Below are 23,097 nucleotides of genomic sequence, written 5' to 3' on the forward strand. Positions count from 1 at the left end.
ACCCTTTTCCCTTAACTCCTCGGAGGTGCTAGGGAAATTAAACAAATTTACAAATGTCGTGGTAGAATCAGCCACGTTTATTAACAATAAGCGTGATAACCTAACAGATAAATAAAACTGTGAATGATGTTATTATCGCGATTTACGAAAAAACAAGGATACAGCTATGGGCTTTATGACCGGCAAACGCATTCTTATTACTGGTGTTGCTAGTAAATTATCAATTGCTTATGGTATTGCCAAAGCTATGCGTGACCAAGGTGCAGAACTTGCATTTACTTACCAAAATGAAAAACTGAAACCACGCGTTGAAGAATTTGCAGCATCATTAGACTCAAATATCGTATTAGAGTGTGATGTGTCAAAAGACGAAAGCATCGATACTATGTATGCAGAACTTGCAAAAGTTTGGCCAAAATATGATGGTTTTGTTCACTCTATCGGTTTTGCTCCTGCTGACCAATTAGATGGCGACTACGTTAATGCAGTAACTCGTGAAGGCTTTAAAATTGCTCACGACATCAGTGCATACAGCTTCGTTGCTATGGCGAAAGCAAGCCGTGAAATGCTAAATCCAAACTCAGCTCTGTTAACTCTGACTTATTTAGGTGCTGAACGTGCAATCCCTAACTATAACGTTATGGGGCTGGCGAAAGCTTCTTTAGAAGCTAACGTTCGTTATATGGCAAATGCTATGGGTCCTGAAGGTATTCGTGTTAACGGTATCTCTGCTGGCCCAATCCGTACATTAGCGGCATCTGGTATCAAAGATTTCCGTAAAATGTTAAGCCATTGCGAGTCAGTCACTCCTCTGCGTCGCACTGTAACAACCGAAGATGTAGGTAATACAGCAGCATTCTTATGCTCTGACTTATCTGGTGGTATTACAGGTGAAATCGTTCACGTAGATGGTGGTTTCAGCATCGCTGCTATGAATGAATTAGAACTGAAATAATTCTATTCTATGAATAATAAAAACCAGCCTCATTGTTAAGGCTGGTTTTTTTATGTTGTTCTACTATTTTTACTCTTCTTAACTCCATTAACTATCGAATTTTTATCTAATATCTCCCTTATCCCTTTTATTTTTAATAATGCTACGTATTAGATAGATTTCACTTTTGTTTTTTAGCTTATTCCTATAATCTTTTTGTATATTAGCGATAAGATAATAATCTATTAATAAAAGGATTTAATGTATGAAGAAATTTAAATTTCTGTTTTATATTTTTGCTCTTATTGGTGCGATTATTTTTGTTGTAGCTTTATTTGTTATTAAATCTGAATTAAATGTAGTAAGGAATGGAATAGAAACAACTGGTGTTGTTATTGACCAAAGTGTGAGTAAATCTTCTGATGGTAACTATTTTTATCACCCTATTATTCAATTCTATACTGAAGATAATAGAGAAATAACGTTTCGTTCACCAGAAGGTGGCAGTCAATCCCGCTTTTATCTTGGTGAAAAAATTAATGTTATTTATCTCCCAAGTGATCCACAAAGAGCGACTATTAACAACTTTTTAGGCTTATATGGTGCTGGGACTATATTAAGTATTTTCGGATTGGTATTTGCATCAATAGGGCTTATCCCCTTGTATTTTATCAGAAGAAGAGCTACAAGGGATCAACGATTAAAACGTGATGGAATGCCTATTAATGTGAAAATTTCTGAAATTATTATTAATAGTAATATCAGTTTTAATCACCGCTCTCCCTATCAAATTATTGCTGATTATCATGATACATTAAACAATCGATTGATTCGTTACAAGAGTGGTTATATCTTCTTTGATCCCACACCTTATATTAATAGAGAGCTTGTTACAGTCTATGTTGATAAAAAGAATCCCAAAATTTATTACCTTGATATTTCATTCTTACCTTCGTTTGAAGAGTCATAATAAAATACTCCTTATATGTTATTAATATAAGGAGTATTTATTTCGTATATTTTCATCAATTAACAGCCTTGTTCACAGATTTACAAAAGCCTTTTTTATTCGCATCATTTGAGTTTGCTAATTTCTTAGAACCTTTTATCATCTTATATTAATGAAGATATTCTGATATCTGTAAGTTAATTCACCACCTTATTGATAGGGAGCTATTCAACATGAAATTGTACTACACGCCAGGTAGTTGCTCGCTTTCCCCTCATATCGTTTTACGTGAAACAGGTTTAGATTTTTCAATAGAGCGTATCGATTTACAGGCTAAGAAGACAGAGTCGGGGAAAGACTTTCTAACCATCAATCCAAAAGGCCAAGTCCCTGTTCTTCAATTAGATAATGGTGATATTTTGACTGAAGGTGTTGCTATTGTTCAATATCTTGCAGACTTAAAACCTGATAGAAATTTAATTGCACCACCAAAATCACTAGAACGTTACCATCAAATTGAGTGGTTAAACTTTCTCGCAAGTGAAGTACATAAAGGCTATGGCCCGCTATTTTCACCAGATACACCTGAAAGCTATATACCTGTCGTTAAAACTAAATTAAAAAGTAAATTCACTTACATTAATGATGTATTGAGCAAACAAAAATGTGCATGTGGTGAGCATTTTACGGTTATTGATGCCTATTTATTCACATTAAGCCAATGGGCGCCACATGTTGGTTTAGATTTAACTGATTTAACACATCTACAAAACTACCTAAAACGTATTGCACAACGCCCTAATGTACACAGTGCACTAGTAACTGAAGGGTTAATTAAAGAGTAACTTTTGATTTAAATAGCTCAAGTTATATAAAATAATTTGAGCTATTTTTTAAGCTTGTTATAGCACTATTAATCTAATTGTGTTGCACAAAATCTATGTGTTGGATGCACCATTTGATCTTGAGCAGCAACTAGTTGCAGTTCATACTCATTCATCTCTTTTGTTTTTAGCATCACTTCATAAACTGCTGCGGCAACGTGCTCTAATGCGGTTTGTAATTCAACACCTTTGAGTAAATCCACCAGCATTAAACCACTGGTTAAATCACCAACACCCACAGGTTGACGCTCACCAAAATCGACTAATGGACGGCTAACATGCCAGCTGTGTTCCGCGGTTACTAACAGCATTTCAAAGCGATCATGACGATATCCAGCACGTGATAAGTGTTTTACTAATACAACTTTAGGGCCTTGTTTACACAATTCACGAGCAGCATTTACGCACTCATCAACATTATGAAGGACTTTGCCACCACTTAATGTTTCAAGCTCTAATAAGTTAGGTGCAATAATATCACTGATAGGTAATGCTTCTTCACACAGTACACCTGAAACAGCAGGAGGAACAATACACCCTTTTTCAGGATGTCCCATTACAGGATCACAGAAATACCATGCGTTAGGATTCGCTTGTTTCACTTTTTTCACAATATCAACAATACGCAAACCTTGTTCAGCCGATCCTAAATAACCACTTAACACTGCATCACATTGTGAGAGTTTACCGATTGCGGCAATACCATCAACAATCTCAGTAATGTGCTCTGCTGACATAACACACCCAGTCCATTTTTCTGGATATTGCGTGTGATTTGAAAATTGCACTGTATTTAGAGGCCAAACATTCACCCCCATACGACGCATTGGGAACTCAGAGGCGCTGTTACCTGCGTGACCGAAAACAACATGTGACTGAATAGAGAGTATATTTTTCATGACATAAACCGATTATTGTGAATACACACAACACCCAAGCTTTATCATCATAGGCGAGGTATATACGTTTATTTATTGTTATTAAGAAAAAGGGCAACTCACCGGCTGCCCTTTACTGTCAATTATTTCCAGATAACGAGGCAGTAATGTTTTTTACCGCGACGTAAAATGGAGTAATGACCAAATAAGAAATCTTTTTCTTCAAAGACGTATTCAGGATTGTCCTGTTTTTCGCCATTAATTGAAACTGCGTTAGAGCCAATCATTGTACGAGCCTGACCACGAGAAGGAACTAATTCTGCGTTAACCAGCGCTTGTTGCAAATCACTGCCTTTTTCTAACTCAATAGTTGGCATACCGTCTTGTGCTAATTGCTCAAGGTCAGCTTGTGTTAAGTCTGCAATTGCACCAGAGAATAAGCTTTCAGTAATACGTTTAGCGGCGATTAAACCCTCTTCACCATGAACTAAACCAGTAACCAATTCTGCTAATACACGCTGAGCACGAGGCGCTTGACCGCTATTTTTATCTTCCTCTTCAAGTGCATTAATTTCTTCAATACTCATAAATGTGAAGAATTTCAAGAAGCGATAAACGTCAGCATCCGCTGTATTGATCCAGAACTGGTAGAATTTGTATGGGCTGGTTTTCTTAGGATCTAACCAAACCGCACCGCCTTCTGTCTTACCAAATTTAGTTCCATCAGATTTAGTAATTAATGGTACGGTCATACCAAATACTTGTTTCTGATTGAAACGACGGGTTAAATCGATACCTGAAGTGATATTACCCCACTGATCAGAGCCACCGATTTGTAATTCAACACCCAAATGCGTATTTAATGACGCAAAGTCATAAGCTTGTAATAGGTTATAGGCGAATTCAGTAAAAGAGATACCCACATCGTCACGGTTTAAACGCTGTTTAACCGCTTCTTTGTTGATCATTTGGTTCACAGAGAAGTGTTTACCGATATCACGCAGGAATGTCAGCACATCCATTTGACCGAACCAGTCATAGTTGTTTGCTAATTCCGCACTGTTTTCACCACTGTTGAAATCTAAGAAAGGTGACACCTGCTTACGAATTTTTTCTACCCATTCGTGAACAGTATCTTGGGTATTCAGTTTGCGCTCGGTGGCTTTAAAACTAGGATCACCAATTAGACCCGTTGCACCACCCACCAACGCCACAGGCTTATGCCCGGCTAGTTGGAATCGTTTTAAACACAGCAAAGGAACCAAATGCCCCAAATGCAGGCTATCAGCGGTAGGATCGAAGCCACAATAGAGAGCGACAGGACCTTGCTCCAAACGCTCTACTAAAGCTGCCTCATCCGTGACCTGAGCTATTAGCCCACGCTCCTGCAATTGTGTGATTAGGTTCTTGCTAGACATCAATGACTCCATCGGTTTATTGTTTTTTGTCTATTTAAAATATAAGTGAAACATAAGTGGTATAGCATAAAGCGCCACTACATTAAGTACCAGTAGAAAAAGACTTTTTGAGGCAAATTTATTAACACACTATTAAGGTGCTAATCGCTCAATGTCCCATCCTTGTGGTGATTTTTGGTAGATAAAGCGATCGTGCAGACGATTTTCTCGACCTTGCCAAAATTCAACAGAATCAAATGTCACACGATATCCACCCCAGAAACTCGGTAACGGCACTTCTCCATTTTGGAATTTCTGTTTTAATTCCAAGAACTTACCTTCCAACACACCTCTTGCGGAAATGCGAGAAGACTGTTGAGAAGCCCAGGCCGCAATTTGGCTATCTTTAGGGCGGCTATGGAAATATTTAATCACTTCAATAGGAGAAAGTTTTTCTGCTTTCCCTAAAAAACAAACTTGTCTTTCTAAGGGATACCAAGGAAATAATAAACTAACTCGTTGATTGTGCTCTAAATGACTCGCCTTACGACTACCCAAATTGGTATAAAAAACTAAGCCATGTTCATCGAAGTGTTTTAATAACACGATACGTTGGTAAGGTTGCCCATTTTCATCAACTGTTGCGACACACATTGCAGTAGGATCACTCAAACGCGCTTCGCAAGCCTGCTTTAGCCACTTTTCAAACAAAACTAACGGCTGTTCAGTTAATTCATGACGTCGTAGTCCACCGTTCATATATTCACGGCGTAAATCTGCGACGTCAATAAAATCAAGTTCTGTCATTTTTCACTCTCTCTTTTGAGAAACTGCATTCAGCATATCACGCTTAACGAGGATTTGTAGGGTAAATCGCCCCTAAAACGGTTTCTCTTGATGCCCCTGTTACAGAAGGTAAATTCCCTGATTCATTTGCAATAGTACGCGCGGCTAACCAAGCAAATGCCAACGCTTCCATGTCATCACCACTTAAACCATATTTATCCGTTGTCGCGACTTCTGTACCCGGTAATAGTGAAGCTAAACGATGCATAATTTGCCCATTACGCGCCCCACCACCACAAACGAGTAAACGTTCACATCCACCGTTTAGTTGGATCTGTTGCACAATACTTATTGCAGTTAATTCGACTAAAGTTGCCTGTACATCTTCAGGAAAAACATTAGGTACTCTTGCTAAATGGTAATTTAACCATTGTGTATTGAAATATTCTCGCCCTGTACTTTTAGGTGCTGAACGCGAAAAGTAAGGATCCGAAAGCATATCTTTCAATAAAATTGGGTTTACAGTGCCAGTAGCAGCCCATTTACCATTATCATCATAAGGTGTTTGGTTATGGATCCAATTCCAGCTATCTAATAGCATATTTCCAGGACCTGTATCGTAGCCCTTAACTGCAACACCAGGTAATAACAATGAAATATTGGCGATACCACCGATATTTAAAATAATACGTTTTTCAACAGAATGTCCTAATACAGCAAGATGAAAAGCAGGTACTAAAGGTGCACCTTGCCCGCCGTAAGCAATATCTCTGCGACGAAAATCACCAACCGTCGTAATTCCTGTTAATGCAGCAACACGATTGTTGTCACCAATTTGCATAGTAAATGGCATATCACTTTCTGGCTCATGCCAAATGGTTTGTCCATGGCACCCTATCGCCGTAATATCACTCGCACTAAGTTTTACTTTTGCAAGTAACTCTATAATTGCTTGCGCATAAAGCTCGCCCAATTGGGCATCTAATAGGCCGATTTCATGTAAGGTAGTAGGTTGCCCTTGGCAAACAGCTAAAATTCGTTGGCGTAGATTCTGTGGGTAAGGCAGAAAGTGATTTTCTTGTTGTGCAACGAACTTATTATTGATTGCAGCTAATACAACATCAACACCATCTAAACTAGTGCCAGACATCACACCAATGTACCGCCCTGCTATCATGTTCTTTTCCTTATAATCAAGATGATGCAAATTTTTAACATATAATGTTATATTCTCTTTTTTCAGAAATCTCTTCTGTTTTTACTATCGGCCTTTACTATATAGTAAGCTATATATTATTAAAATCAGTGTCGACAAACGCAAAAAACGAGCTATAACTGATACTAGATAACATTGGTATAATCTGAGCAACTCGCCTCAGGTTTTCTTTAGGAGTAACTATGTTTAAGCATTTACTTATTGGTCTTTTTACAATGACTGTACTTACTGGTTGTGTGAATACAAATTCACTGTCCGGTGATACTTACACCGCAAGCCAAGCAAAACAAGCTCAAAATATTACTTATGGTACAGTGGTTTCTGTGCGTGCAGTGAATATTCAAGCGGGTAGCGATGAGAATATTTTAGGTGCGATTGGTGGTGCCGTTCTCGGTGGTATGTTAGGTAACACTGTGGGTGGTGGTACAGGCCGTAACCTTGCAACAGCCGCTGGTGCAATTGCTGGTGGTATGGCAGGACAACAAGCACAAGGCGCATTAAACACTACTAAGGGTGTTCAAATTGAAGTTCGTTTAGATAGCGGTAGAACTGTCGCTATCGTTCAAAAAGCAGATAATACTGTTTACAGCCAAGGTCAACGTGTTGCCGTTATCGGTAACGGAAATAACTTAACTGTTTCTCCTCGCTAATAATTAGCAACAAAAAACAGGCAACATTAAAGTTGCCTGTTTTATTTTATGACTTAATAATAAGTAACCGAAAGAGAGCGCGAATATATAATCTAGTTATCACAATTCAAACTATATAATGATTTACGTTATATACTCGTCATATTTCAAGTTCAGTGTTGTAGACATCGTTTACTCACACCAGTTACATATTTTATATGTCCTAGTGACTCATTCACTTGTTATCTAGCTGAGTACTGAATTATTTAGAGTATAGTTACCATCATGTAATTAATATCATTTAAATAGAATATATATTAAATTTGAAATTATTAGTCATTTAGCCTATTTATATTTTTTTCTAATTTTTTGATTGTACCTATTAACCTTTCGATTTCTTCTAGTTGGATACCACCCAATATCTCTCGTCTCGTTTTTTCTATTACTGTGTAAACCTCATTAATAAAAGGCTCAGATTCTTTTGTTAATTTTATACGTTTTGCTCTGCGATCATTTGCACATGTATGCCGACATATCAGTTTTTTTTCTTCCAGTTGATCTAAGGTTCTCACTAAAGATGGTTGCTCGATTCCTATTGCTTTTGCCAATTGGATTTGTGACTGCTCTGGAGGTAATTGGCTGATATTATACAAAGTAACCCAATGGGTTTGGGTTAATTTTAACGGTTTGAGACGATGATCAATTAAAGCACGCCATAATCGAACTAAACGCGCTAAATCAGCTCCTAATGTTGATTCCACTTATCTCTCCTTAATTAGCATTTTCAGTCAACTTATTACAAAGTTTAGATATTCATTTTTAATGCAATATTTACCTATTCTTTTTAATTAAAATATTACCTTTAATAACTAATATAGTTATAATCCTATTTATTAGATAAGTAATTATTTTCCAGATGTAATTAAATCATTTCTTTCTAGCAACGAAAGTCCATAAAGAATAACCTTGTTATAAAAACTAATCTATATTTTTTTACATAATAATAATTATTATTTTAAACTCAACACTAAAAAACAATAAAAATAGCATTATTATCAAATGGTTAAAAAAACAAACAACCAGAGTAACACTTTAAAGTTATAACTTTATATTAATAAAGAAAAAATAATAAACTACATAACTACAATAAATAAAAACAATGAATTAAAAAGATAGTTAATTATTATTTTAATATTAAAAAATAAGTGGAACATTTAAAATAAATTGAGTTGTTCATTCTCTTTTTCAATTGAAGAACCCACTCTTTTTAATGTTCTTAAATAACGTTGCTGACAAAGTCGTAATATATTTCTTTTCTCATGTTGATTCATTTTTGACCAATTAAACCGCTCTTGACGGCTACGATAACACCCCATGCAATATCCTTGTGCATTCATTTCGCAACGTCCAATACAAGGACTAGGAATATCAAAAAATTCTAATTGTTCTTGCAATTGATTTTCCCTCCCTATTGTTTGTTACAATAGAGTATAGTTAATAGAGATATTATCTGCACAACATGATTTATTGAACTGTTAAAGGCGTAGTAAAATTGAACTTTAGGGCTTTAACGCGTTATAGTACTCCGCCATCAGTTTATCTGTAGGGTTTAATCATTAGAAAAACACAAGAGGTTTATATGCGAGTACTTCATACCATGATCCGAGTGGGCGATTTGCAACGTTCTATCGACTTTTATACCAAGGTTTTAGGTATGCAACTTCTACGCACTAGCGAGAATGAGGAATATAAATACTCGTTAGCTTTTGTTGGTTATGGTGATGAAAGCACCGGTGCGGTTATCGAATTAACCTATAACTGGGGTGTAAACAGCTACGAAATGGGAACTGCTTTTGGGCATGTAGCATTAGGAGTTGATGATGTTGCTGCAACCTGCGAAACCATTCGCCAAGCTGGCGGTAATGTTACCCGTGATGCAGGCCCAGTAAAAGGCGGATCAACAATTATTGCTTTTGTTGAAGATCCTGATGGATACAAAATCGAGCTCATCGAAAACAAAAGTGCAAGTCACGCTCTAGGTAAATAATTTTTATTAAAACCAGAAAGATAACATGCTTATCTTTCTGGCCTTACTGATTATCAATTTCCGATACTCTATTTTTTGTCGGATAAGTACAATTTAATGCCTGATATAAATAATCCCAATAAGCTTTGTAACCGTTTTCGGGGTTACTACCCTGTTGTCATTGATGTTGAAACAGGTGGATTTAATGCGAAAACAGACGGTTTACTTGAAATTGCCGCTATTACATTAAAAATGGATGAACAAGGTTGGCTAAAACCAGACAACACTTTACATTTTCATGTTGAACCCTTTGAAGGGGCTAATCTTGAACCAGCAGCCTTAGAATTTACAGGTATTGATCCGACCAATCCTTTACGTGGTGCAGTCAGTGAATATGAAGCCTTTCATGCCATTTTTAAAATGGTACGTAAAGGAATGAAGGATGCAGATTGTAATCGCGCCATTATTGTGGCTCACAATGCAAATTTTGATCACAGCTTTGTAATGGCTGCCGCTGAGCGAGCTGGATTAAAACGCAATCCTTTTCATCCATTTGCCACCTTTGATACAGCAGCTTTAAGCGGATTGGTATTAGGGCAGACAATTTTAGCTAAAGCCTGCATCACTGCTGGTATTCCCTTTGATAGCAAATTAGCGCATGGCGCGTTATACGATACAAATCGCACATCATTACTTTTTTGTGAATTAGTTAACCGCTGGAAAAAGCTTGGTGGATGGCCATTACCTACACCTTAAAGTCATGGTGTCTCTGGTACATTTATGAATAACAGAAAAAAGCCAGTTCAAAGATGAACTGGCTTTTTTACTGAAGATCTCACTATTTTTATACGTTTCAATACCGAAACGATAAAAATTAATTACTGTGCTTCTTCTTCACCACGATATTTATCAGCAGTCTCTTTTAATAACTTTTGTAATTCACCGTGCTGATACATTTCTAAAATAATGTCACATCCACCGACTAATTCACCATCTACCCATAATTGTGGGAAGGTTGGCCAGTGTGCATATTTTGGTAATTCTGCACGAATATCTGGGTTTTGCAGGATATCAACATACGCAAAACGCTCACCACAAGCAGAGATAGCTTGAACTGCCTGAGCAGAAAAACCACAACTTGGTAATTTTGGTGAACCTTTCATGTATAAAATAATTGGGTTTTCGTTGATCTGGCGTTCAATTTTTTCAATAGTCGTCATTTGTAAGTCCTTACAGCCTTTTATATTCGATATGCTTTATAGGGGAAAACATGAAAGAAGAATACCACTTTATATTAGAAACCTCTATATAAGTTTAGTTATCGATATAAAACAACAAGTTGGTACTAAATTACAGTACTATTGGTGAGAAAACACACAATAAAACATAAAAAATAAATCAATACGTTACAGATGCTTATGAGTGTGTTTTATCTTATTATTTCATCTCTTACTACTGACATAATCACTGACCAAAATGTTAGGAGAAATAAAAAGCCTCAATTAAGAGGCTGAGAGCATTTCAATTAAGAAAATCGTCAATGCTCGAATCGATTGGTTCAATTGAAATGACTTATTACTGTATGGTTCCGTTCTCTAAAAGGATCAAACAGCCCAGTGTATAAGTAATATCGCTTATTTCACCTTTTATTTTTGCAGTTTGTCCTTTCTTAATTTTAAGAACATTATCTTCTTCACTTGGTTTTAAAGTATATGAAGCACTGGCTTTATTATTAAATGAAATAGCAACAACTTTAGGTGGTGTTGGTTTATAGAGGTCGTATCTGACTACTTCTTCTAAACTTGCAATAGTGGTCACTCTTCCTTCTAAAATAACCCACTTCCCTCTCCATTTTTTCTTCGCCGCAATCTCATTATCACTAAAGTCCTTACATATTCCCGCATAAGTCGCTTCAGTTACTGGAGATTCCATTGATGGAACGATTTGATTTACAGCACTATTAACTGAACGAATAGCCTCGTTTATTTTACACCCTGATAATAATGTGATTATAGATAGTAATAACACCGTCTTCTTCATACAAATTCCTTTATAAAGTCAAAAAAAGATAGATAAAATATAAATCCAATAAGATAAAAATCGATTTTAATTAAATAAAACAACGCCCTCGCCAACATTATGGATAAATGTATGACTATTTCTAAATCGCTTAATATTTTGATCTGACAGTATAGATTATAAAAAATAGCACTATAACTTTTCGTTAACTTATTTTAAATAAGAAAAATCTTGCCACCCTAGACTTCCATAAATAAATAAAAATAAGCCAGTCAAATTCCGATTGGTTTTACCTATAAAATTAATATTATTATTTTAGTTTGTAGTTTAAAAATATAATTTATTATAAAACTCAAGATTAAATATTTAACATATCTCTTTATTGGAATTATATTTAGCTATATATCCTTTAATATTAAAGAGGTAACAAGAGAAGAAATAACAATTTTCATATCAAAATAAACACATTAAATTTCATAATCTATACATTAAGATAAAACACTACCTTCTTAAAAAGATATAATGTATATAAATGGGTTTATTATAAATCCTGATGAGTATTAACTATGGACATGATTTTGCTGTTTCTTTTAGTGGGATGTATCACTGGCTTTTTTGCTGGGCTACTTGGCATAGGAGGCGGTGCAATCATTGTTCCGGTGGTTATGTATGTAGTCAGTCAACAAGCTATCCCAACAGATATGGTAATGAAAATTGCCTTATCTACCTCATTCTCTGTCATTATATTTTCCACGGCATCTTCAGCATATTCTCATAACAAACATAAAGCCATTTTATGGCAGCAATTCCCTCTATTATCTCTCGGCACCATCATTGGTATGCTTGTGGGGACATTTCTGGTACAAAAAATGTCAAACACGATATTACAAATCGTGTTCTGTATTTTCATGGTATATACCATCTATGGTTTATTAACTAAAAAGAAAGAAGCGGAACGCATTGAAAATGTGAAAGATCCTATTGTTTCAAAATCAGCGTTAACAAGTGGTGGTTCTTTAATTGGTTTTATATCCAGTTTTATCGGTATTGCTGGTGGTACTATCACCATTCCTCTTTTAAGTCACTGGGGATTTAATACACGTAAATGTATTGCAACCTCTTCAATGATTGGTGTCATCATTGCTTCTATAGGCACAATCATGGGTATTATCTATGGTTGGAATCAAACAAATATTGATGACTATTATTTCGGCTTTATCTATTTACCTGCCTTTATCGGAATAAGCATTACCAGCGTACTCTTCGCACCTGTAGGTGTAAAAGTTGCTTATCGCCTACCAATTCCTAGAGTTCGCCAAATATTTGCATTATTCCTATTCTTAGTTGTAGTGAAAATGATGTATACACTTATTACAGGATAAGAACGTGATCTGAAAGTTGTATTCCATTAAATTATTCTATACAAACAAGCAATACTAAAATCTAACATTTATAATAATTTTAGATTTTAGTAAGTTAGAGTATTTATAGATAAGATAAAATGGACGAGTCTTATTAGGCAATCTTCACTTAATTAAAATAAATATATTTAAGTATCACGGATAACTTTATTCTTTTCTCACTTTGACTTGTAAAGCAAAAACAGGATCCGTTGTACCACACATAGTACGCCCTACCGTGGCTTTTAATTTTATCCGTACATTGCCACTTTTAGGTGCTGTTCCTTGTAAACGAGCAAAAATGATAGGACGCTCTTCTTGATGCATGACATGCTTTTGCCAATCTTCATGTGTAATAAGAGAAAACCACTCCCCATCTTTATTTTTTACCATTAATGTAACAGTAACCCATTCAGGACTTTCCACAATATAATATGGAGCTAAACCAGAAAATACACCAAGTTCAATCTGTTGATCATAATTTTGATTAATAACAGCTTCTGGCATATAGATTTTTTCTTGTGATTCTGACGGTGTAAATAAAATACTGGTACTGCATGCAATACCATAGAACATGCTACAGCCATTTAGCACGCTACAAAAAATAAGCAAAAATAAACTTTGAACTAAACTTTTTATAGAAAAACACTTAAAAATAATACTTCCATGCATGCTTTATCACTCCATTGAAAAAACTTAAACCATTGTCGAAAAATTTAAATCAATCCTTATATCATCACAAATATCATTTTTATTGTTTAGCATTAAATACCGCTCCTTGCTGCCAATCAAGGACTGAAACTCCCATTTTATTTGCTAATTTAATAACTACAGGGAGAGCCTCATCTACTTTGGAGTAAACAAAACCAATAACTGGGATTTTGGTCATAAAGTTATTAATTAAAGGCCCATCACACCACACACTATCATCTATTTCATCATCAGGTAATTCGCAAAGGCACGGATATAGATGAGAAATTTCTTGATAAAAACACAACATTGATGGGCTTAATTCCTGAATATCTTCATCTTCATATTTTTCGAAGCACTCACACGCTTTTTCAAAATCATTCGGAATGGGAAAATCAAATAGTGCAATATTATAACTCATTTTAACTCCTACACTCTATTTGTATAATTTCAATATAAAATACGGTTGCTACAATAAATATACAAATTTCATTAAATCACATAAATAGAATAAAATTCATACTCCCCTTCATTTTTACATCTCTTCTTACAAATGCGCTTTTGCTACTTTACGTGCAGACAAGAGGGATATACTCTTATGAATATAATTAATCTATATGGCTTATAACTATAGATAAAAGATATTTAGCTGTTATTTCAGCAGATTTTTGTTAAAATAATTAGCAAAATAGTAACAACTTAGTGATTCATTTGCCTCATTCCATCAATTCAAATGCTTTTGATTGAATGATTTCAGGCACAAAACCCGAAATAGATAGTTTAAAGGAGTACGCAATGTCTTTCGAATTACCAAAATTACCTTATGCGTTAGATGCTCTTGAGCCACACATCTCTAAAGAAACTTTAGAATATCACTACGGCAAACACCACCAGACCTATGTAACCAATTTAAATAATCTGGTTAAAGGTACTGATTTAGAAAGCAAATCTTTAGAAGAAATCATCAAATCTACTGATGGCGGTATCTTTAATAATGCTGCTCAAGTATGGAACCACACTTTCTACTGGAACTGCTTAGCACCAAATGCAGGTGGCGCACCAACAGGTAAAATTGCTGATGCTATCAACAAAGCATTTGGCTCTTTTGAAGAGTTCAAAAAGCAATTTAATGATGCTGCTGCTAAAAACTTCGGTTCAGGTTGGACTTGGTTAGTTAAAAAAGCGGACGGTTCAGTTGCAATTGTTAACACCTCTAATGCTGCAACTCCAGTTTCAGGAGCAGACAAACCACTGTTAACAGTAGACGTATGGGAACATGCTTACTACATCGACTACCGCAATGCGCGCGTTAAATATTTAGAAGAGTTCTGGGCACTGGTTAACTGGTCATTTGTTGAAGCTAATCTTGCTTAATTGAGCTTGATAATCAAAGGTGAGTGATTGAGATTCATTTTTGGTGACAAAATAACAAAGGGCCTTGAGCCCTTTGTTATATTCAGATATTCGATAATCTACAATTTAAATTGATCGGATATTCTATAAAGCAGTGATTAGAACAACATAGTCGAAAATAAAACAATCATAACAAGCGCTGCTACTGCTGTACTCAAACCAAATTTCAGATCCGTATCCATCTATTTCTCCCTCAAAATGATTATAATACACATTTTTAACCATAACCTTGTCATGGTTAATTATTATCACATATCAAAATTTGCTAAAATAGCGACCAGTGCACAATTTATAACATTGATTAATACTTTCACTTTTGAGCTAGATCATACAAAATTCACAGCTAATCGCTAAATTATTGCCAGTGTTTGCCCTATGTATGACTATACTGGCAGTTAAACCATAAAATTAGATAAAAGAGACCAATGAAGGTCAGGAGTTTTCCACACCATGGCAACAATAAAAGACGTGGCAAAACGCGCAGGCGTATCAACCACGACTGTTTCTCATGTGATCAACAAAACACGTTTTGTTGCTGAGAACACACGGGCAGCAGTTTGGGCCGCTATAAAAGAATTAAATTATTCACCTAGTGCCGTTGCGCGTAGTTTAAAAGTCAATCACACAAAATCTATTGGCCTGTTAGCCACGTCCAGTGAAGCTCCTTACTTTGCTGAAGTGATTGAAGCTGTTGAAAATAGTTGTTATAGCAAAGGCTACACACTGATTTTATGTAATTCACATAATAACCTCGATAAACAAAAAGCCTATTTAGCGATGCTGGCACAAAAACGTGTTGATGGATTATTAGTCATGTGTTCTGAATATCCCGATCACCTTCTTACTCTTTTAGAGGGCTATCGTAATATTCCAATGGTTGTCATGGATTGGGGCAAAGCGCGTGGTGACTTTACAGATACCATTATTGATAACGCTTTCCATGGTGGTTATATTGCGGGTCGTTACCTTATTGAGCGAGGTCATCGTGATATTGGTATTATCCCAGGCCCATTAGAACGCAATACAGGTGGTGGCCGCTTACAAGGTTTCTTAAAAGCCATGGAAGAAGCCAAAATCACAGTTAAAGACGAGTGGATTGTACAAGGCGACTTTGAGCCAGAATCTGGCTATAAAGCCATGTACCAAATGCTAAACCAAAAACATCGACCGACTGCTGTCTTTTGTGGTGGTGATGTGATGGCAATGGGTGCAATTTGCGCTGCGGATGAACTTGGCCTGCGTGTTCCTTTAGATATTTCTATTGTTGGCTATGACAATATTCGTAATGCACGTTATTTTACACCTGCACTAACAACCGTCCACCAGCCAAAAGAACGTCTAGGTCAAATGGCATTATCGATGCTACTTGATCGTATCGTCAATAAACGCGAAGACGCCCAAACAATCGAAGTTCATCCACGATTAGTTGAGCGCCGTTCAGTTGCTGACGGTCCTTTTATCGACTATCGTCGCTAATTCATATTTATTTAGCTATCGGATTTCTAGCGAAGCCATTCCTCATTTAAGGTTTGGCTATCTCCAAGATAATCTAACAACCATGTCAAAGCGGGTGATTCACTTTTATCGACCCAAGTCAGGCAGCATGGGCTGTCTGGCAATGGTTGTGCCAGTTGTAAAGTTACCAACTTACCTTGTTCAATTAAAGGTTCAGCACGGTGCCAAGGCACCATTCCAACGCATAATCCCGCTAACAAGCACTCAAGCCCCATATCCCATGTCGGAACAACCATTCTACGCTGATTATTGAGTGCCCACGTGTCACGTTTTGGTAAACTGCGTGAGGTATCCTCTAAACATAAACTTGGATAAGGTCGCATTTCATCATCCGTTAATGGATGCAGTGCTTTCGCTAAAGGGTGATCAACATGGCAAACACAGCGCCAAGGCATAAATCCCATATCTCTAAAACTATAACGCTCACCGATTGGTGAGGCTCTTGTTGCACCAATGGCTAAATCAACACGACCATTAACTAAGGAGTCCCATACGCCATTAAACACTTCAGGGTAGACATACAGTTCTATATCCGGAAAATGGCGGTAGAAATCGAGAATAAGTTGTTGTGTTCTTTCAGGTTTAACAATGCCATCAACTGCTATACTAAATTGACCGCGCCATCCATTAGAAACTTGTTGACAAAGATGCCGAGTGTCATTCATTTTTTTGATAACAGATCGTGCTTCTTTGATGAAAATTTTACCTGCGTCGGTTAATTCTACATCACGATGACGGCGCTCAAACAAAGGAACGGCAAGCCATTCCTCTAATTGCCGAACAGTGTAACTAACAGCGGATGGCACTCTGTGCAATTCTTGAGCAGCCGAGCTAAAACTTCCTGTTCTTGCGACTGCATCAACAACTTCTAAAGAGTATTCTGACCACATAGAGTTTATTCCTTTGAAAATTTTTCACAGCATTAACCAAATATTCCCGTTTCACAAGTAAAATAGGTCTTAGTTACAATACATAAAATGTTCTACATCACATAGCATAGAAAATAAAATGAATTCTAAAACATCCACACAATCAAAAACACCTATGAGCTTTATGGTGTACCTAGCCGGTTTGAGTATGCTAGGTTACTTAGCTATTGATATGTACTTACCTGCATTTGGTATGATGCAACGTGAGCTCTCTATCAGCGAAGGTGCTATTAGTAATAGCTTAAGTATCTTTTTATTTGGTTTTGCTGTTGCTCAGTTACTTTGGGGACCACTTTCTGACAAAGTCGGTCGTAAACCTATTCTTCTTATTGGTTTAAGCCTTTTCTCTTTAGGCTGCCTTGGTATGCTATGGGTTGAAAGTGCAACTGGCTTACTTGCTATGCGCTTCCTACAAGCTTTCGGCGTCTGCTCTGCTGCTGTTATTTGGCAAGCTCTTGTCATCGACCGTTTTGATGAATCTCGCGCTCAGCACGTTTTTGCTTTAATTATGCCACTGGTTGCATTATCACCAGCACTTGCACCTTTAATCGGTGCATCGTTATTAAATCACGGTGGCTGGCGTATGATTTTTATGCTGTTAATGGCCGTAACGTTAGTTCTCATGTTACCGACACTAATGCTAAAAAATATTAAACAAAAATCAGTTATAGATGCAAACCAATCTTCTGCATCATTTATAACTTTACTAAAATCCCCTCTCTACACTGGTAATGTATTAGTTTATGCTTCTTGTAGTGCAGGTTTCTTTGCTTGGTTAGCAGGCTCCCCAATCATTCTTGAAAAGATGGGCTACTCTCCACAGGATATCGGTTTAAGTTATATTCCACAAACTATTGCCTTTATGGTCGGTGGTTATGGTTGTCGTATTTTACTGTCAAAAATGACAGGTAAAACACTGCTACCGCTGTTATTAATTGGTTATGCTGTCAGTATGACTGCGTTATACCTTGTAGCTAAATTTACGGAACCAACATTGACAACTATTTTAATTCCGTTCTGTATTATGGCTGCAATGAATGGTGCATCTTATCCAATAGCAGTCTCTAATGCTTTATCTGCTTATCCTGAAATTAGTGGTAAAGCAGCTGCGTTACAAAATGCACTTCAACTGGGTCTTTGTAGCTTAGCAAGTTTTATTGTATCTGCATTTATTAGCCAACAACCTCTGATTAACACCACAGCAATTATGGCGTTAACAGCAATTCCAATGGCAGTTGGCTACTTTATTCAGCGTAATAAATCTGTTACCAAACACACAGTTCAAACCGCAGAATAATCACGCCCACTCTTTTAAGAATTATCTTAAAAAGGCTATTTTATAAAAAATAGCCTTTTTCTTTTCTAGAGAAAAATATTTTACGTCTCTATACTTATCCATACGCTGTAATAGCGTTTTATCTATTTTTCTTTCGGATTTTGAGGCATTAAATAGATTATTAGCTGATTATGTCAGATTAGTTGTCTTATTAATTCTATTCGTTCAACCCATATTGAACACAATACCATTTTAATACTGTCAATCTGCACACACTCTTTCTTAGCTTATGTCTCAAAACCCGCTTAGTTTACGCCGGAGAGTATATGAGTACATCTTGTGTAGAAGAAGGCCGAAAGACCTCCAATGATCCTTATGAAAGGATTGCTACAGAACTACTAACTCACGCTGATATTCGAGTCAACGGTTCAAAACCTTATGATATTCAGGTTCATAATCAAAATTTTTATAAAAGAGTATTGCAACAAGGCTCATTAGGTCTCGGTGAAAGCTATATGGATGGTTGGTGGGATTGTGAGCGACTGGATATATTCTTTCATAAAGTTTTACGTGCTGGTCTTGAAAATAAGCTCCCACAAAATCTACGTGATATTGTTAAAATTGCGACAGCCCGCCTTTTTAATCTACAAACTCAAAAACGTGCATGGATGGTAGGTAAAGAGCATTACGATCTTGGTAATGATTTATTTACAGCCATGCTCGATCCTAATATGCAATATTCCTGTGGTTACTGGAAAAACGCAGATAATTTAACTCAAGCTCAAGAACATAAATTAGATTTAATTTGCCGAAAATTAGATTTAAAACCAGGAATGACCTTATTAGACATTGGCTGTGGTTGGGGTGGACTTGCAGGCTATGCAGCCAAACATTTTGGTGTTTCTGTCACGGGAGTCACCATTTCTGGTGAACAGCAAAAATTGGCACAAGCTCGATGCCAAGGACTTGATGTAAATATTATTTTAGAAGATTATCGTGATTTACATGAAAAGTTTGATCGTATAGTTTCAGTGGGTATGTTTGAGCACGTAGGGCCCAAAAATTATGCCACTTATTTTGATGTGGTTCGTCGTAATTTAAAGGAAGAAGGTCTGTTTTTATTGCACACCATTGGCTCTAACCGCGATAAAGTGAATGTAGATAGTTGGATAAGCAAATATATATTTCCTAATGGATGTTTACCGTCTATTCAAAAAATTGCTCATGCAATGGACTGTAAATTTGTGATGGAAGATTGGCATAATTTTGGTGCTGATTACGATAAAACATTAATGGCATGGTATCAGCGTTTTTTAGCCTGTTGGCCAGATATTGAATCTAATTACACACCGCGTTTTAAACGTATGTTTAGCTATTATCTTAATGCCTGTGCTGGTGCCTTTCGTGCTAGAGATATTCAGCTATGGCAAATCGTACTAAGCCCTAAAGGTCATATTGGCGGTTTACAGATCCCTCGCTAATTATTCTTTTTATAAAAAGAGAAAAGCCAGTTTATCAATCAAACTGGCTTTTTTTTAGTTCTGTTTTAAGAGCAACAACATTAATTATGTGAAGCTTGTTCTTCATTTTCAATTTGTTGTGCTGCTAATAAAGCTTGTTGCTGTGCTTGTTGCGCCATAACGCGCTCTACTGTATCAACAATTGCTTGGGTTTGAGGATCAAGTTCAATATTGACTTTATCACCAAGGCGTTTGCGACCTAATGTCGTTCTATCTCGCGTTTCAGGAATTAAATGTACACAAAAACGGTTATTAACCACATCGCCCACAGTTAGACTTATTCCATCAATACCAATAAAACCTTTGTGTAAAATGTACTTCATTAATGCTTTATCAAAAATGCGAAACCAAATTTGTAAATTATTTTCTGATGTAATAATTTTGGCAACTTCAGCAGTTGTTACAATATGACCAGACATAACATGGCCACCAATTTCATCACCATACTTAGCTGCACGTTCAATATTCACTTCAGAACCAACTTTTAATTCACCAAGGTTAGTTAAACGTAATGTCTCTTTCACTAAATCAAAGCTAATATGTGTATCTTCAATTTTAGTGACCGTTAAACAGCAACCATTATTTGCAACAGAAGCACCTGTTTCTAAATTGCCGACTAACTCTTTGGGTAATTCAATGATATGGGTACGAAAATCGCCTTTATCTTCGATAGCAATAACCCGCCCTTTTCCCTGAACAATACCTGTAAACATCTTACATCTCCTTGGATCGATAAATTGGTAAACTCAATTTAGGCTTATACCATTAAGGATAACATAGCTCGTATTAATACAAAGGAACAATTATCGTATTTATTCCTTATCGATGATTGCCGTTAAATATAACGTAAAAACACCTAATAAATTATCAAAATCCTGTGTTTGAAAAGCTAAACTTCTTTCGTTGCTTATTAAACTTTTATCATTAGAATAAGCGGTCTTGAGGATCTCTTTACGTCATTTTAATGATGCGACGTTTGTTCTCTTCCTTTCCTTTCGTTTTCTTATAATAAATAAAGGTGTATGCGTGCAGAAGTACATAAGAGAAGCGCGTAGCTTACTTGCTCTCGGTATCCCCGTTATCATCGCGCAATTTTCCCAGACAGCAATGGGTGTCGTTGATACTGTCATGGCGGGCGCTGTAAATGCCACAGAAATGTCGGCGGTGGCAGTAGGTACGTCTATTTGGTTACCAACGATTTTATTAGGCCAAGGCATATTAATGGCATTAACTCCAATCGTTGCTCAATTAAATGGTTCAGGACAACGAAAACATATTGCTAATCGCACACAACAAGGTTTTTGGCTCGCCACTTTCTTATCAATCATGGTAATTGCTATTCTTTATAACAGCCGTTTTATTATTGAAGCGCAACATGACATAGAACCCGAATTAGCCGAAAAAGCCATTGGATTTATTCATGCCATTATGTGGGGGGCACCAGGTTGCCTTTACTATCAGGTATTGAGAAGCCAATGTGAGGGTTTATCTAAAACGAAACCTGGCATGATAATTGGCTTTGTTGGCTTATTAATTAATATCCCTATTAACTACGCCTTTATTTACGGTAAATTTGGTGCCCCACAATTAGGAGGTATTGGTTGTGGTGTTGCAACAGCCTCCGTTTTCTGGGCAATGTTCTTAATGATGCGTTATTACGTGCGGCGAGCGCCAACACAACGTGACGTTATGCCAAAGAAACGTTTAGTAAGCCCGGATTTTCACACGATAAAGCGTATTACGTTTTTAGGATTACCTGTTGGCTTAGCCTTATTCTTTGAGGTAACTCTATTTGCCGTTGTTGCGTTATTAGTTTCACCTCTAGGCGTTACTGCGGTTGCCAGTCATCAAATAGCACTTAACTTTAGCTCACTGATGTTTATGTTCCCTCTTTCATTGGGAATAGCTGCAACCATCCGTGTCGGCCATAACTTAGGGCAACGCTCTACAGAGCAAGCGCGTATTTCAGCCATTACAGCGCTTGCTGCTGGACTAATGTTGGCAAGTTGTACCGCGATTTTCTCTATCATCTTCAGAGAAAAAATCGCGTTAATGTATAACGATAATATTGAAGTGGTGACATTAGCTTCTCATCTTATGTTATTCGCTGCGCTTTATCAGTTATCAGATTCTGTGCAAGTTATTGGCTCAGGTGTATTACGAGGTTATAAAGATACCCGCTCTATCTTCTTTATTACTTTTATTGCCTACTGGGTAATTGGGCTACCTTCTGGTTATATATTAGGGCGTACTAATTACTTTGTTGAAGCTATGGGACCCGCTGGTTTCTGGATTGGCTTTATTTTAGGTTTAACTGCCTCAGCGATTATGATGGGTTCCCGTATTTGGTGGATCCAACGTCAACCTGATGAAGTGGTGTTATTACGCTCAGAGCGGTAAACAGAAACTATTATTTAGGCAAAGGAATGACACAAATATCAACAAATAGCTTTAAATACGAGCAGTTGAATATAAATTTGTGTTTTTCCTCTTGCCAGAATCGAATCATCTCGTTAATATTCGTCCCCGTTGTCATCCAATAGATAATGCGTCCATAGCTCAGTTGGTTAGAGCACCACCTTGACATGGTGGGGGTCGGTGGTTCGAGTCCACTTGGACGCACCATTTATTTCTCG

General features: G+C 36.7%; 25 protein-coding genes and 1 tRNA gene. 13 read left to right on the top strand and 13 right to left on the bottom strand.

The genetic code is table 11. From position 1 onward, the window contains the following. The first annotated feature begins 166 nt into the window (after positions 1-166). The 3 genes from fabI to gstA all read left to right on the top strand — a co-directional run bounded on the left by fabI (position 167) and on the right by gstA (position 2,728). On the top strand, positions 167-955 hold the full coding sequence (fabI, locus tag DK857_RS13730) for an enoyl-ACP reductase FabI (RefSeq protein ID WP_006537026.1): 789 nt from the start codon (positions 167-169) through the stop codon (positions 953-955). 244 nt (positions 956-1,199) lie between these two features. Next, positions 1,200-1,904, top strand: a complete 705-nt coding sequence (locus DK857_RS13735; protein ID WP_109394295.1) for a DUF3592 domain-containing protein — start codon at positions 1,200-1,202, stop codon at positions 1,902-1,904. A gap of 212 nt (positions 1,905-2,116) precedes the next feature. Continuing rightward, positions 2,117-2,728, top strand: coding sequence for a glutathione transferase GstA (gstA, locus tag DK857_RS13740; RefSeq protein ID WP_109402463.1), 612 nt, complete (start codon positions 2,117-2,119; stop codon positions 2,726-2,728). Positions 2,729-2,796: 68 nt separating this feature from the next. On the opposite strand, the gene pdxY is transcribed toward gstA, so the two are convergent. The 4 genes from pdxY to anmK all read right to left on the bottom strand — a co-directional run bounded on the left by pdxY (position 2,797) and on the right by anmK (position 7,005). After that, a complete protein-coding gene (gene pdxY / locus DK857_RS13745) occupies positions 2,797-3,666 on the bottom strand; it encodes a pyridoxal kinase PdxY (RefSeq protein ID WP_109394293.1) in 870 nt (289 codons plus the stop codon). A gap of 122 nt (positions 3,667-3,788) precedes the next feature. Then, positions 3,789-5,063: a tyrosine--tRNA ligase gene (gene tyrS / locus DK857_RS13750; protein ID WP_109402464.1), complete on the bottom strand. Its 1,275-nt coding sequence runs from the start codon at positions 5,061-5,063 to the stop codon at positions 3,789-3,791. Positions 5,064-5,195: 132 nt separating this feature from the next. Further along, positions 5,196-5,849, bottom strand: a complete 654-nt coding sequence (pdxH, locus tag DK857_RS13755; protein WP_109402465.1) for a pyridoxamine 5'-phosphate oxidase — start codon at positions 5,847-5,849, stop codon at positions 5,196-5,198. 43 nt (positions 5,850-5,892) lie between these two features. After that, positions 5,893-7,005, bottom strand: a complete 1,113-nt coding sequence (gene anmK, locus DK857_RS13760) for an anhydro-N-acetylmuramic acid kinase (protein WP_109394292.1) — start codon at positions 7,003-7,005, stop codon at positions 5,893-5,895. Between the two features lie 221 nt (positions 7,006-7,226). Here anmK and DK857_RS13765 point away from each other — a divergent pair, with 221 nt between their 5' ends. Next, positions 7,227-7,694: an outer membrane lipoprotein gene (locus tag DK857_RS13765; protein ID WP_075672187.1), complete on the top strand. Its 468-nt coding sequence runs from the start codon at positions 7,227-7,229 to the stop codon at positions 7,692-7,694. 311 nt (positions 7,695-8,005) lie between these two features. On the opposite strand, the gene slyA is transcribed toward DK857_RS13765, so the two are convergent. Both slyA and DK857_RS13775 read right to left on the bottom strand, forming a co-directional pair. Then, positions 8,006-8,434, bottom strand: coding sequence for a transcriptional regulator SlyA (gene slyA / locus DK857_RS13770; protein ID WP_075674400.1), 429 nt, complete (start codon positions 8,432-8,434; stop codon positions 8,006-8,008). A gap of 453 nt (positions 8,435-8,887) precedes the next feature. Beyond that, entirely contained in the window at positions 8,888-9,127 is a 240-nt protein-coding gene (locus DK857_RS13775) for a DUF1289 domain-containing protein (protein ID WP_109402466.1), read from the bottom strand. 185 nt (positions 9,128-9,312) lie between these two features. On the opposite strand from DK857_RS13775, the gene gloA reads away from it, so the two are divergent. Both gloA and rnt read left to right on the top strand, forming a co-directional pair. Next, positions 9,313-9,720, top strand: a complete 408-nt coding sequence (gene gloA, locus DK857_RS13780; protein ID WP_109402467.1) for a lactoylglutathione lyase — start codon at positions 9,313-9,315, stop codon at positions 9,718-9,720. A 96-nt stretch (positions 9,721-9,816) separates the two neighbouring features. Continuing rightward, positions 9,817-10,455 (top strand): ribonuclease T, encoded by a 639-nt coding sequence (gene rnt / locus DK857_RS13785; protein ID WP_075673239.1) that lies wholly within the window; start codon positions 9,817-9,819, stop codon positions 10,453-10,455. A gap of 122 nt (positions 10,456-10,577) precedes the next feature. Here rnt and DK857_RS13790 read toward each other — a convergent pair whose 3' ends face one another. Next, a complete protein-coding gene (locus DK857_RS13790; protein WP_109402468.1) occupies positions 10,578-10,919 on the bottom strand; it encodes a Grx4 family monothiol glutaredoxin in 342 nt (113 codons plus the stop codon). Between the two features lie 355 nt (positions 10,920-11,274). After that, the gene (locus tag DK857_RS13795; RefSeq protein ID WP_109394289.1) at positions 11,275-11,739 is read right to left on the bottom strand and encodes an OB-fold protein; all 465 of its coding nucleotides are present in this window, start codon (positions 11,737-11,739) and stop codon (positions 11,275-11,277) included. 545 nt (positions 11,740-12,284) lie between these two features. Between DK857_RS13795 and DK857_RS13800 the strand changes: the two genes are divergently transcribed. Beyond that, a complete protein-coding gene (locus tag DK857_RS13800; protein ID WP_109402469.1) occupies positions 12,285-13,100 on the top strand; it encodes a sulfite exporter TauE/SafE family protein in 816 nt (271 codons plus the stop codon). Positions 13,101-13,286: 186 nt separating this feature from the next. On the opposite strand, the gene DK857_RS13805 is transcribed toward DK857_RS13800, so the two are convergent. Both DK857_RS13805 and DK857_RS13810 read right to left on the bottom strand, forming a co-directional pair. Next, positions 13,287-13,694: a hypothetical protein gene (locus DK857_RS13805; RefSeq protein ID WP_157957609.1), complete on the bottom strand. Its 408-nt coding sequence runs from the start codon at positions 13,692-13,694 to the stop codon at positions 13,287-13,289. Between the two features lie 175 nt (positions 13,695-13,869). Continuing rightward, positions 13,870-14,229 carry a hypothetical protein gene (locus tag DK857_RS13810; RefSeq protein WP_109394286.1) on the bottom strand — a complete coding sequence of 120 codons (360 nt, stop codon included), beginning with the start codon at positions 14,227-14,229 and terminating at the stop codon, positions 13,870-13,872. 374 nt (positions 14,230-14,603) lie between these two features. Here DK857_RS13810 and sodB point away from each other — a divergent pair, with 374 nt between their 5' ends. Then, positions 14,604-15,182 carry a superoxide dismutase [Fe] gene (sodB, locus tag DK857_RS13815; protein WP_072062546.1) on the top strand — a complete coding sequence of 193 codons (579 nt, stop codon included), beginning with the start codon at positions 14,604-14,606 and terminating at the stop codon, positions 15,180-15,182. 137 nt (positions 15,183-15,319) lie between these two features. Here sodB and cydH read toward each other — a convergent pair whose 3' ends face one another. After that, the gene (cydH, locus tag DK857_RS19600; RefSeq protein ID WP_103004765.1) at positions 15,320-15,403 is read right to left on the bottom strand and encodes a cytochrome bd-I oxidase subunit CydH; all 84 of its coding nucleotides are present in this window, start codon (positions 15,401-15,403) and stop codon (positions 15,320-15,322) included. A gap of 268 nt (positions 15,404-15,671) precedes the next feature. On the opposite strand from cydH, the gene purR reads away from it, so the two are divergent. Next, positions 15,672-16,697 (top strand): HTH-type transcriptional repressor PurR, encoded by a 1,026-nt coding sequence (gene purR, locus DK857_RS13825; RefSeq protein WP_075673235.1) that lies wholly within the window; start codon positions 15,672-15,674, stop codon positions 16,695-16,697. A 26-nt stretch (positions 16,698-16,723) separates the two neighbouring features. Here the strand turns inward: purR and punR are convergent, their stop codons facing one another. Then, positions 16,724-17,626 carry a DNA-binding transcriptional activator PunR gene (gene punR / locus DK857_RS13830; RefSeq protein ID WP_109394285.1) on the bottom strand — a complete coding sequence of 301 codons (903 nt, stop codon included), beginning with the start codon at positions 17,624-17,626 and terminating at the stop codon, positions 16,724-16,726. A gap of 118 nt (positions 17,627-17,744) precedes the next feature. On the opposite strand from punR, the gene punC reads away from it, so the two are divergent. Continuing rightward, positions 17,745-18,962: a purine nucleoside transporter PunC gene (punC, locus tag DK857_RS13835; RefSeq protein WP_109394284.1), complete on the top strand. Its 1,218-nt coding sequence runs from the start codon at positions 17,745-17,747 to the stop codon at positions 18,960-18,962. 305 nt (positions 18,963-19,267) lie between these two features. After that, positions 19,268-20,422, top strand: coding sequence for a cyclopropane fatty acyl phospholipid synthase (cfa, locus tag DK857_RS13840; RefSeq protein WP_109402470.1), 1,155 nt, complete (start codon positions 19,268-19,270; stop codon positions 20,420-20,422). A gap of 80 nt (positions 20,423-20,502) precedes the next feature. Here the strand turns inward: cfa and DK857_RS13845 are convergent, their stop codons facing one another. Further along, the gene (locus DK857_RS13845) at positions 20,503-21,174 is read right to left on the bottom strand and encodes a riboflavin synthase subunit alpha (RefSeq protein ID WP_109394282.1); all 672 of its coding nucleotides are present in this window, start codon (positions 21,172-21,174) and stop codon (positions 20,503-20,505) included. A gap of 313 nt (positions 21,175-21,487) precedes the next feature. On the opposite strand from DK857_RS13845, the gene DK857_RS13850 reads away from it, so the two are divergent. Next, complete coding sequence (locus tag DK857_RS13850; protein ID WP_109394281.1) at positions 21,488-22,861, top strand: MATE family efflux transporter; 1,374 nt, start codon at positions 21,488-21,490, stop codon at positions 22,859-22,861. A 148-nt stretch (positions 22,862-23,009) separates the two neighbouring features. Next, positions 23,010-23,086 (top strand) — tRNA-Val (locus DK857_RS13855). The last annotated feature ends 11 nt before the right edge of the window (positions 23,087-23,097 follow it).

The organism is Proteus terrae (genome assembly GCF_003144325.1).
Classification (GTDB): Bacteria; Pseudomonadota; Gammaproteobacteria; order Enterobacterales; family Enterobacteriaceae; genus Proteus; species Proteus terrae.

Excerpts from the sequence above, each read along its gene's own strand:
- fabI (WP_006537026.1), top strand. The coding sequence starts at position 167 with ATGGGCTTTATGACCGGCAAACGCATTCTTATTACTGGTGTTGCTAGT.
- DK857_RS13735 (WP_109394295.1), top strand. The coding sequence starts at position 1,200 with ATGAAGAAATTTAAATTTCTGTTTTATATTTTTGCTCTTATTGGTGCG.
- gstA (WP_109402463.1), top strand. The coding sequence starts at position 2,117 with ATGAAATTGTACTACACGCCAGGTAGTTGCTCGCTTTCCCCTCATATC.
- pdxY (WP_109394293.1), bottom strand. The coding sequence starts at position 3,666 with ATGAAAAATATACTCTCTATTCAGTCACATGTTGTTTTCGGTCACGCA.
- tyrS (WP_109402464.1), bottom strand. The coding sequence starts at position 5,063 with ATGTCTAGCAAGAACCTAATCACACAATTGCAGGAGCGTGGGCTAATA.
- pdxH (WP_109402465.1), bottom strand. The coding sequence starts at position 5,849 with ATGACAGAACTTGATTTTATTGACGTCGCAGATTTACGCCGTGAATAT.
- anmK (WP_109394292.1), bottom strand. The coding sequence starts at position 7,005 with ATGATAGCAGGGCGGTACATTGGTGTGATGTCTGGCACTAGTTTAGAT.
- DK857_RS13765 (WP_075672187.1), top strand. The coding sequence starts at position 7,227 with ATGTTTAAGCATTTACTTATTGGTCTTTTTACAATGACTGTACTTACT.
- gloA (WP_109402467.1), top strand. The coding sequence starts at position 9,313 with ATGCGAGTACTTCATACCATGATCCGAGTGGGCGATTTGCAACGTTCT.
- rnt (WP_075673239.1), top strand. The coding sequence starts at position 9,817 with ATGCCTGATATAAATAATCCCAATAAGCTTTGTAACCGTTTTCGGGGT.
- DK857_RS13790 (WP_109402468.1), bottom strand. The coding sequence starts at position 10,919 with ATGACGACTATTGAAAAAATTGAACGCCAGATCAACGAAAACCCAATT.
- DK857_RS13795 (WP_109394289.1), bottom strand. The coding sequence starts at position 11,739 with ATGAAGAAGACGGTGTTATTACTATCTATAATCACATTATTATCAGGG.
- DK857_RS13800 (WP_109402469.1), top strand. The coding sequence starts at position 12,285 with ATGGACATGATTTTGCTGTTTCTTTTAGTGGGATGTATCACTGGCTTT.
- DK857_RS13805 (WP_157957609.1), bottom strand. The coding sequence starts at position 13,694 with ATGTTCTATGGTATTGCATGCAGTACCAGTATTTTATTTACACCGTCA.
- DK857_RS13810 (WP_109394286.1), bottom strand. The coding sequence starts at position 14,229 with ATGAGTTATAATATTGCACTATTTGATTTTCCCATTCCGAATGATTTT.
- sodB (WP_072062546.1), top strand. The coding sequence starts at position 14,604 with ATGTCTTTCGAATTACCAAAATTACCTTATGCGTTAGATGCTCTTGAG.
- cydH (WP_103004765.1), bottom strand. The coding sequence starts at position 15,403 with ATGGATACGGATCTGAAATTTGGTTTGAGTACAGCAGTAGCAGCGCTT.
- purR (WP_075673235.1), top strand. The coding sequence starts at position 15,672 with ATGGCAACAATAAAAGACGTGGCAAAACGCGCAGGCGTATCAACCACG.
- punR (WP_109394285.1), bottom strand. The coding sequence starts at position 17,626 with ATGTGGTCAGAATACTCTTTAGAAGTTGTTGATGCAGTCGCAAGAACA.
- punC (WP_109394284.1), top strand. The coding sequence starts at position 17,745 with ATGAATTCTAAAACATCCACACAATCAAAAACACCTATGAGCTTTATG.
- cfa (WP_109402470.1), top strand. The coding sequence starts at position 19,268 with ATGAGTACATCTTGTGTAGAAGAAGGCCGAAAGACCTCCAATGATCCT.
- DK857_RS13845 (WP_109394282.1), bottom strand. The coding sequence starts at position 21,174 with ATGTTTACAGGTATTGTTCAGGGAAAAGGGCGGGTTATTGCTATCGAA.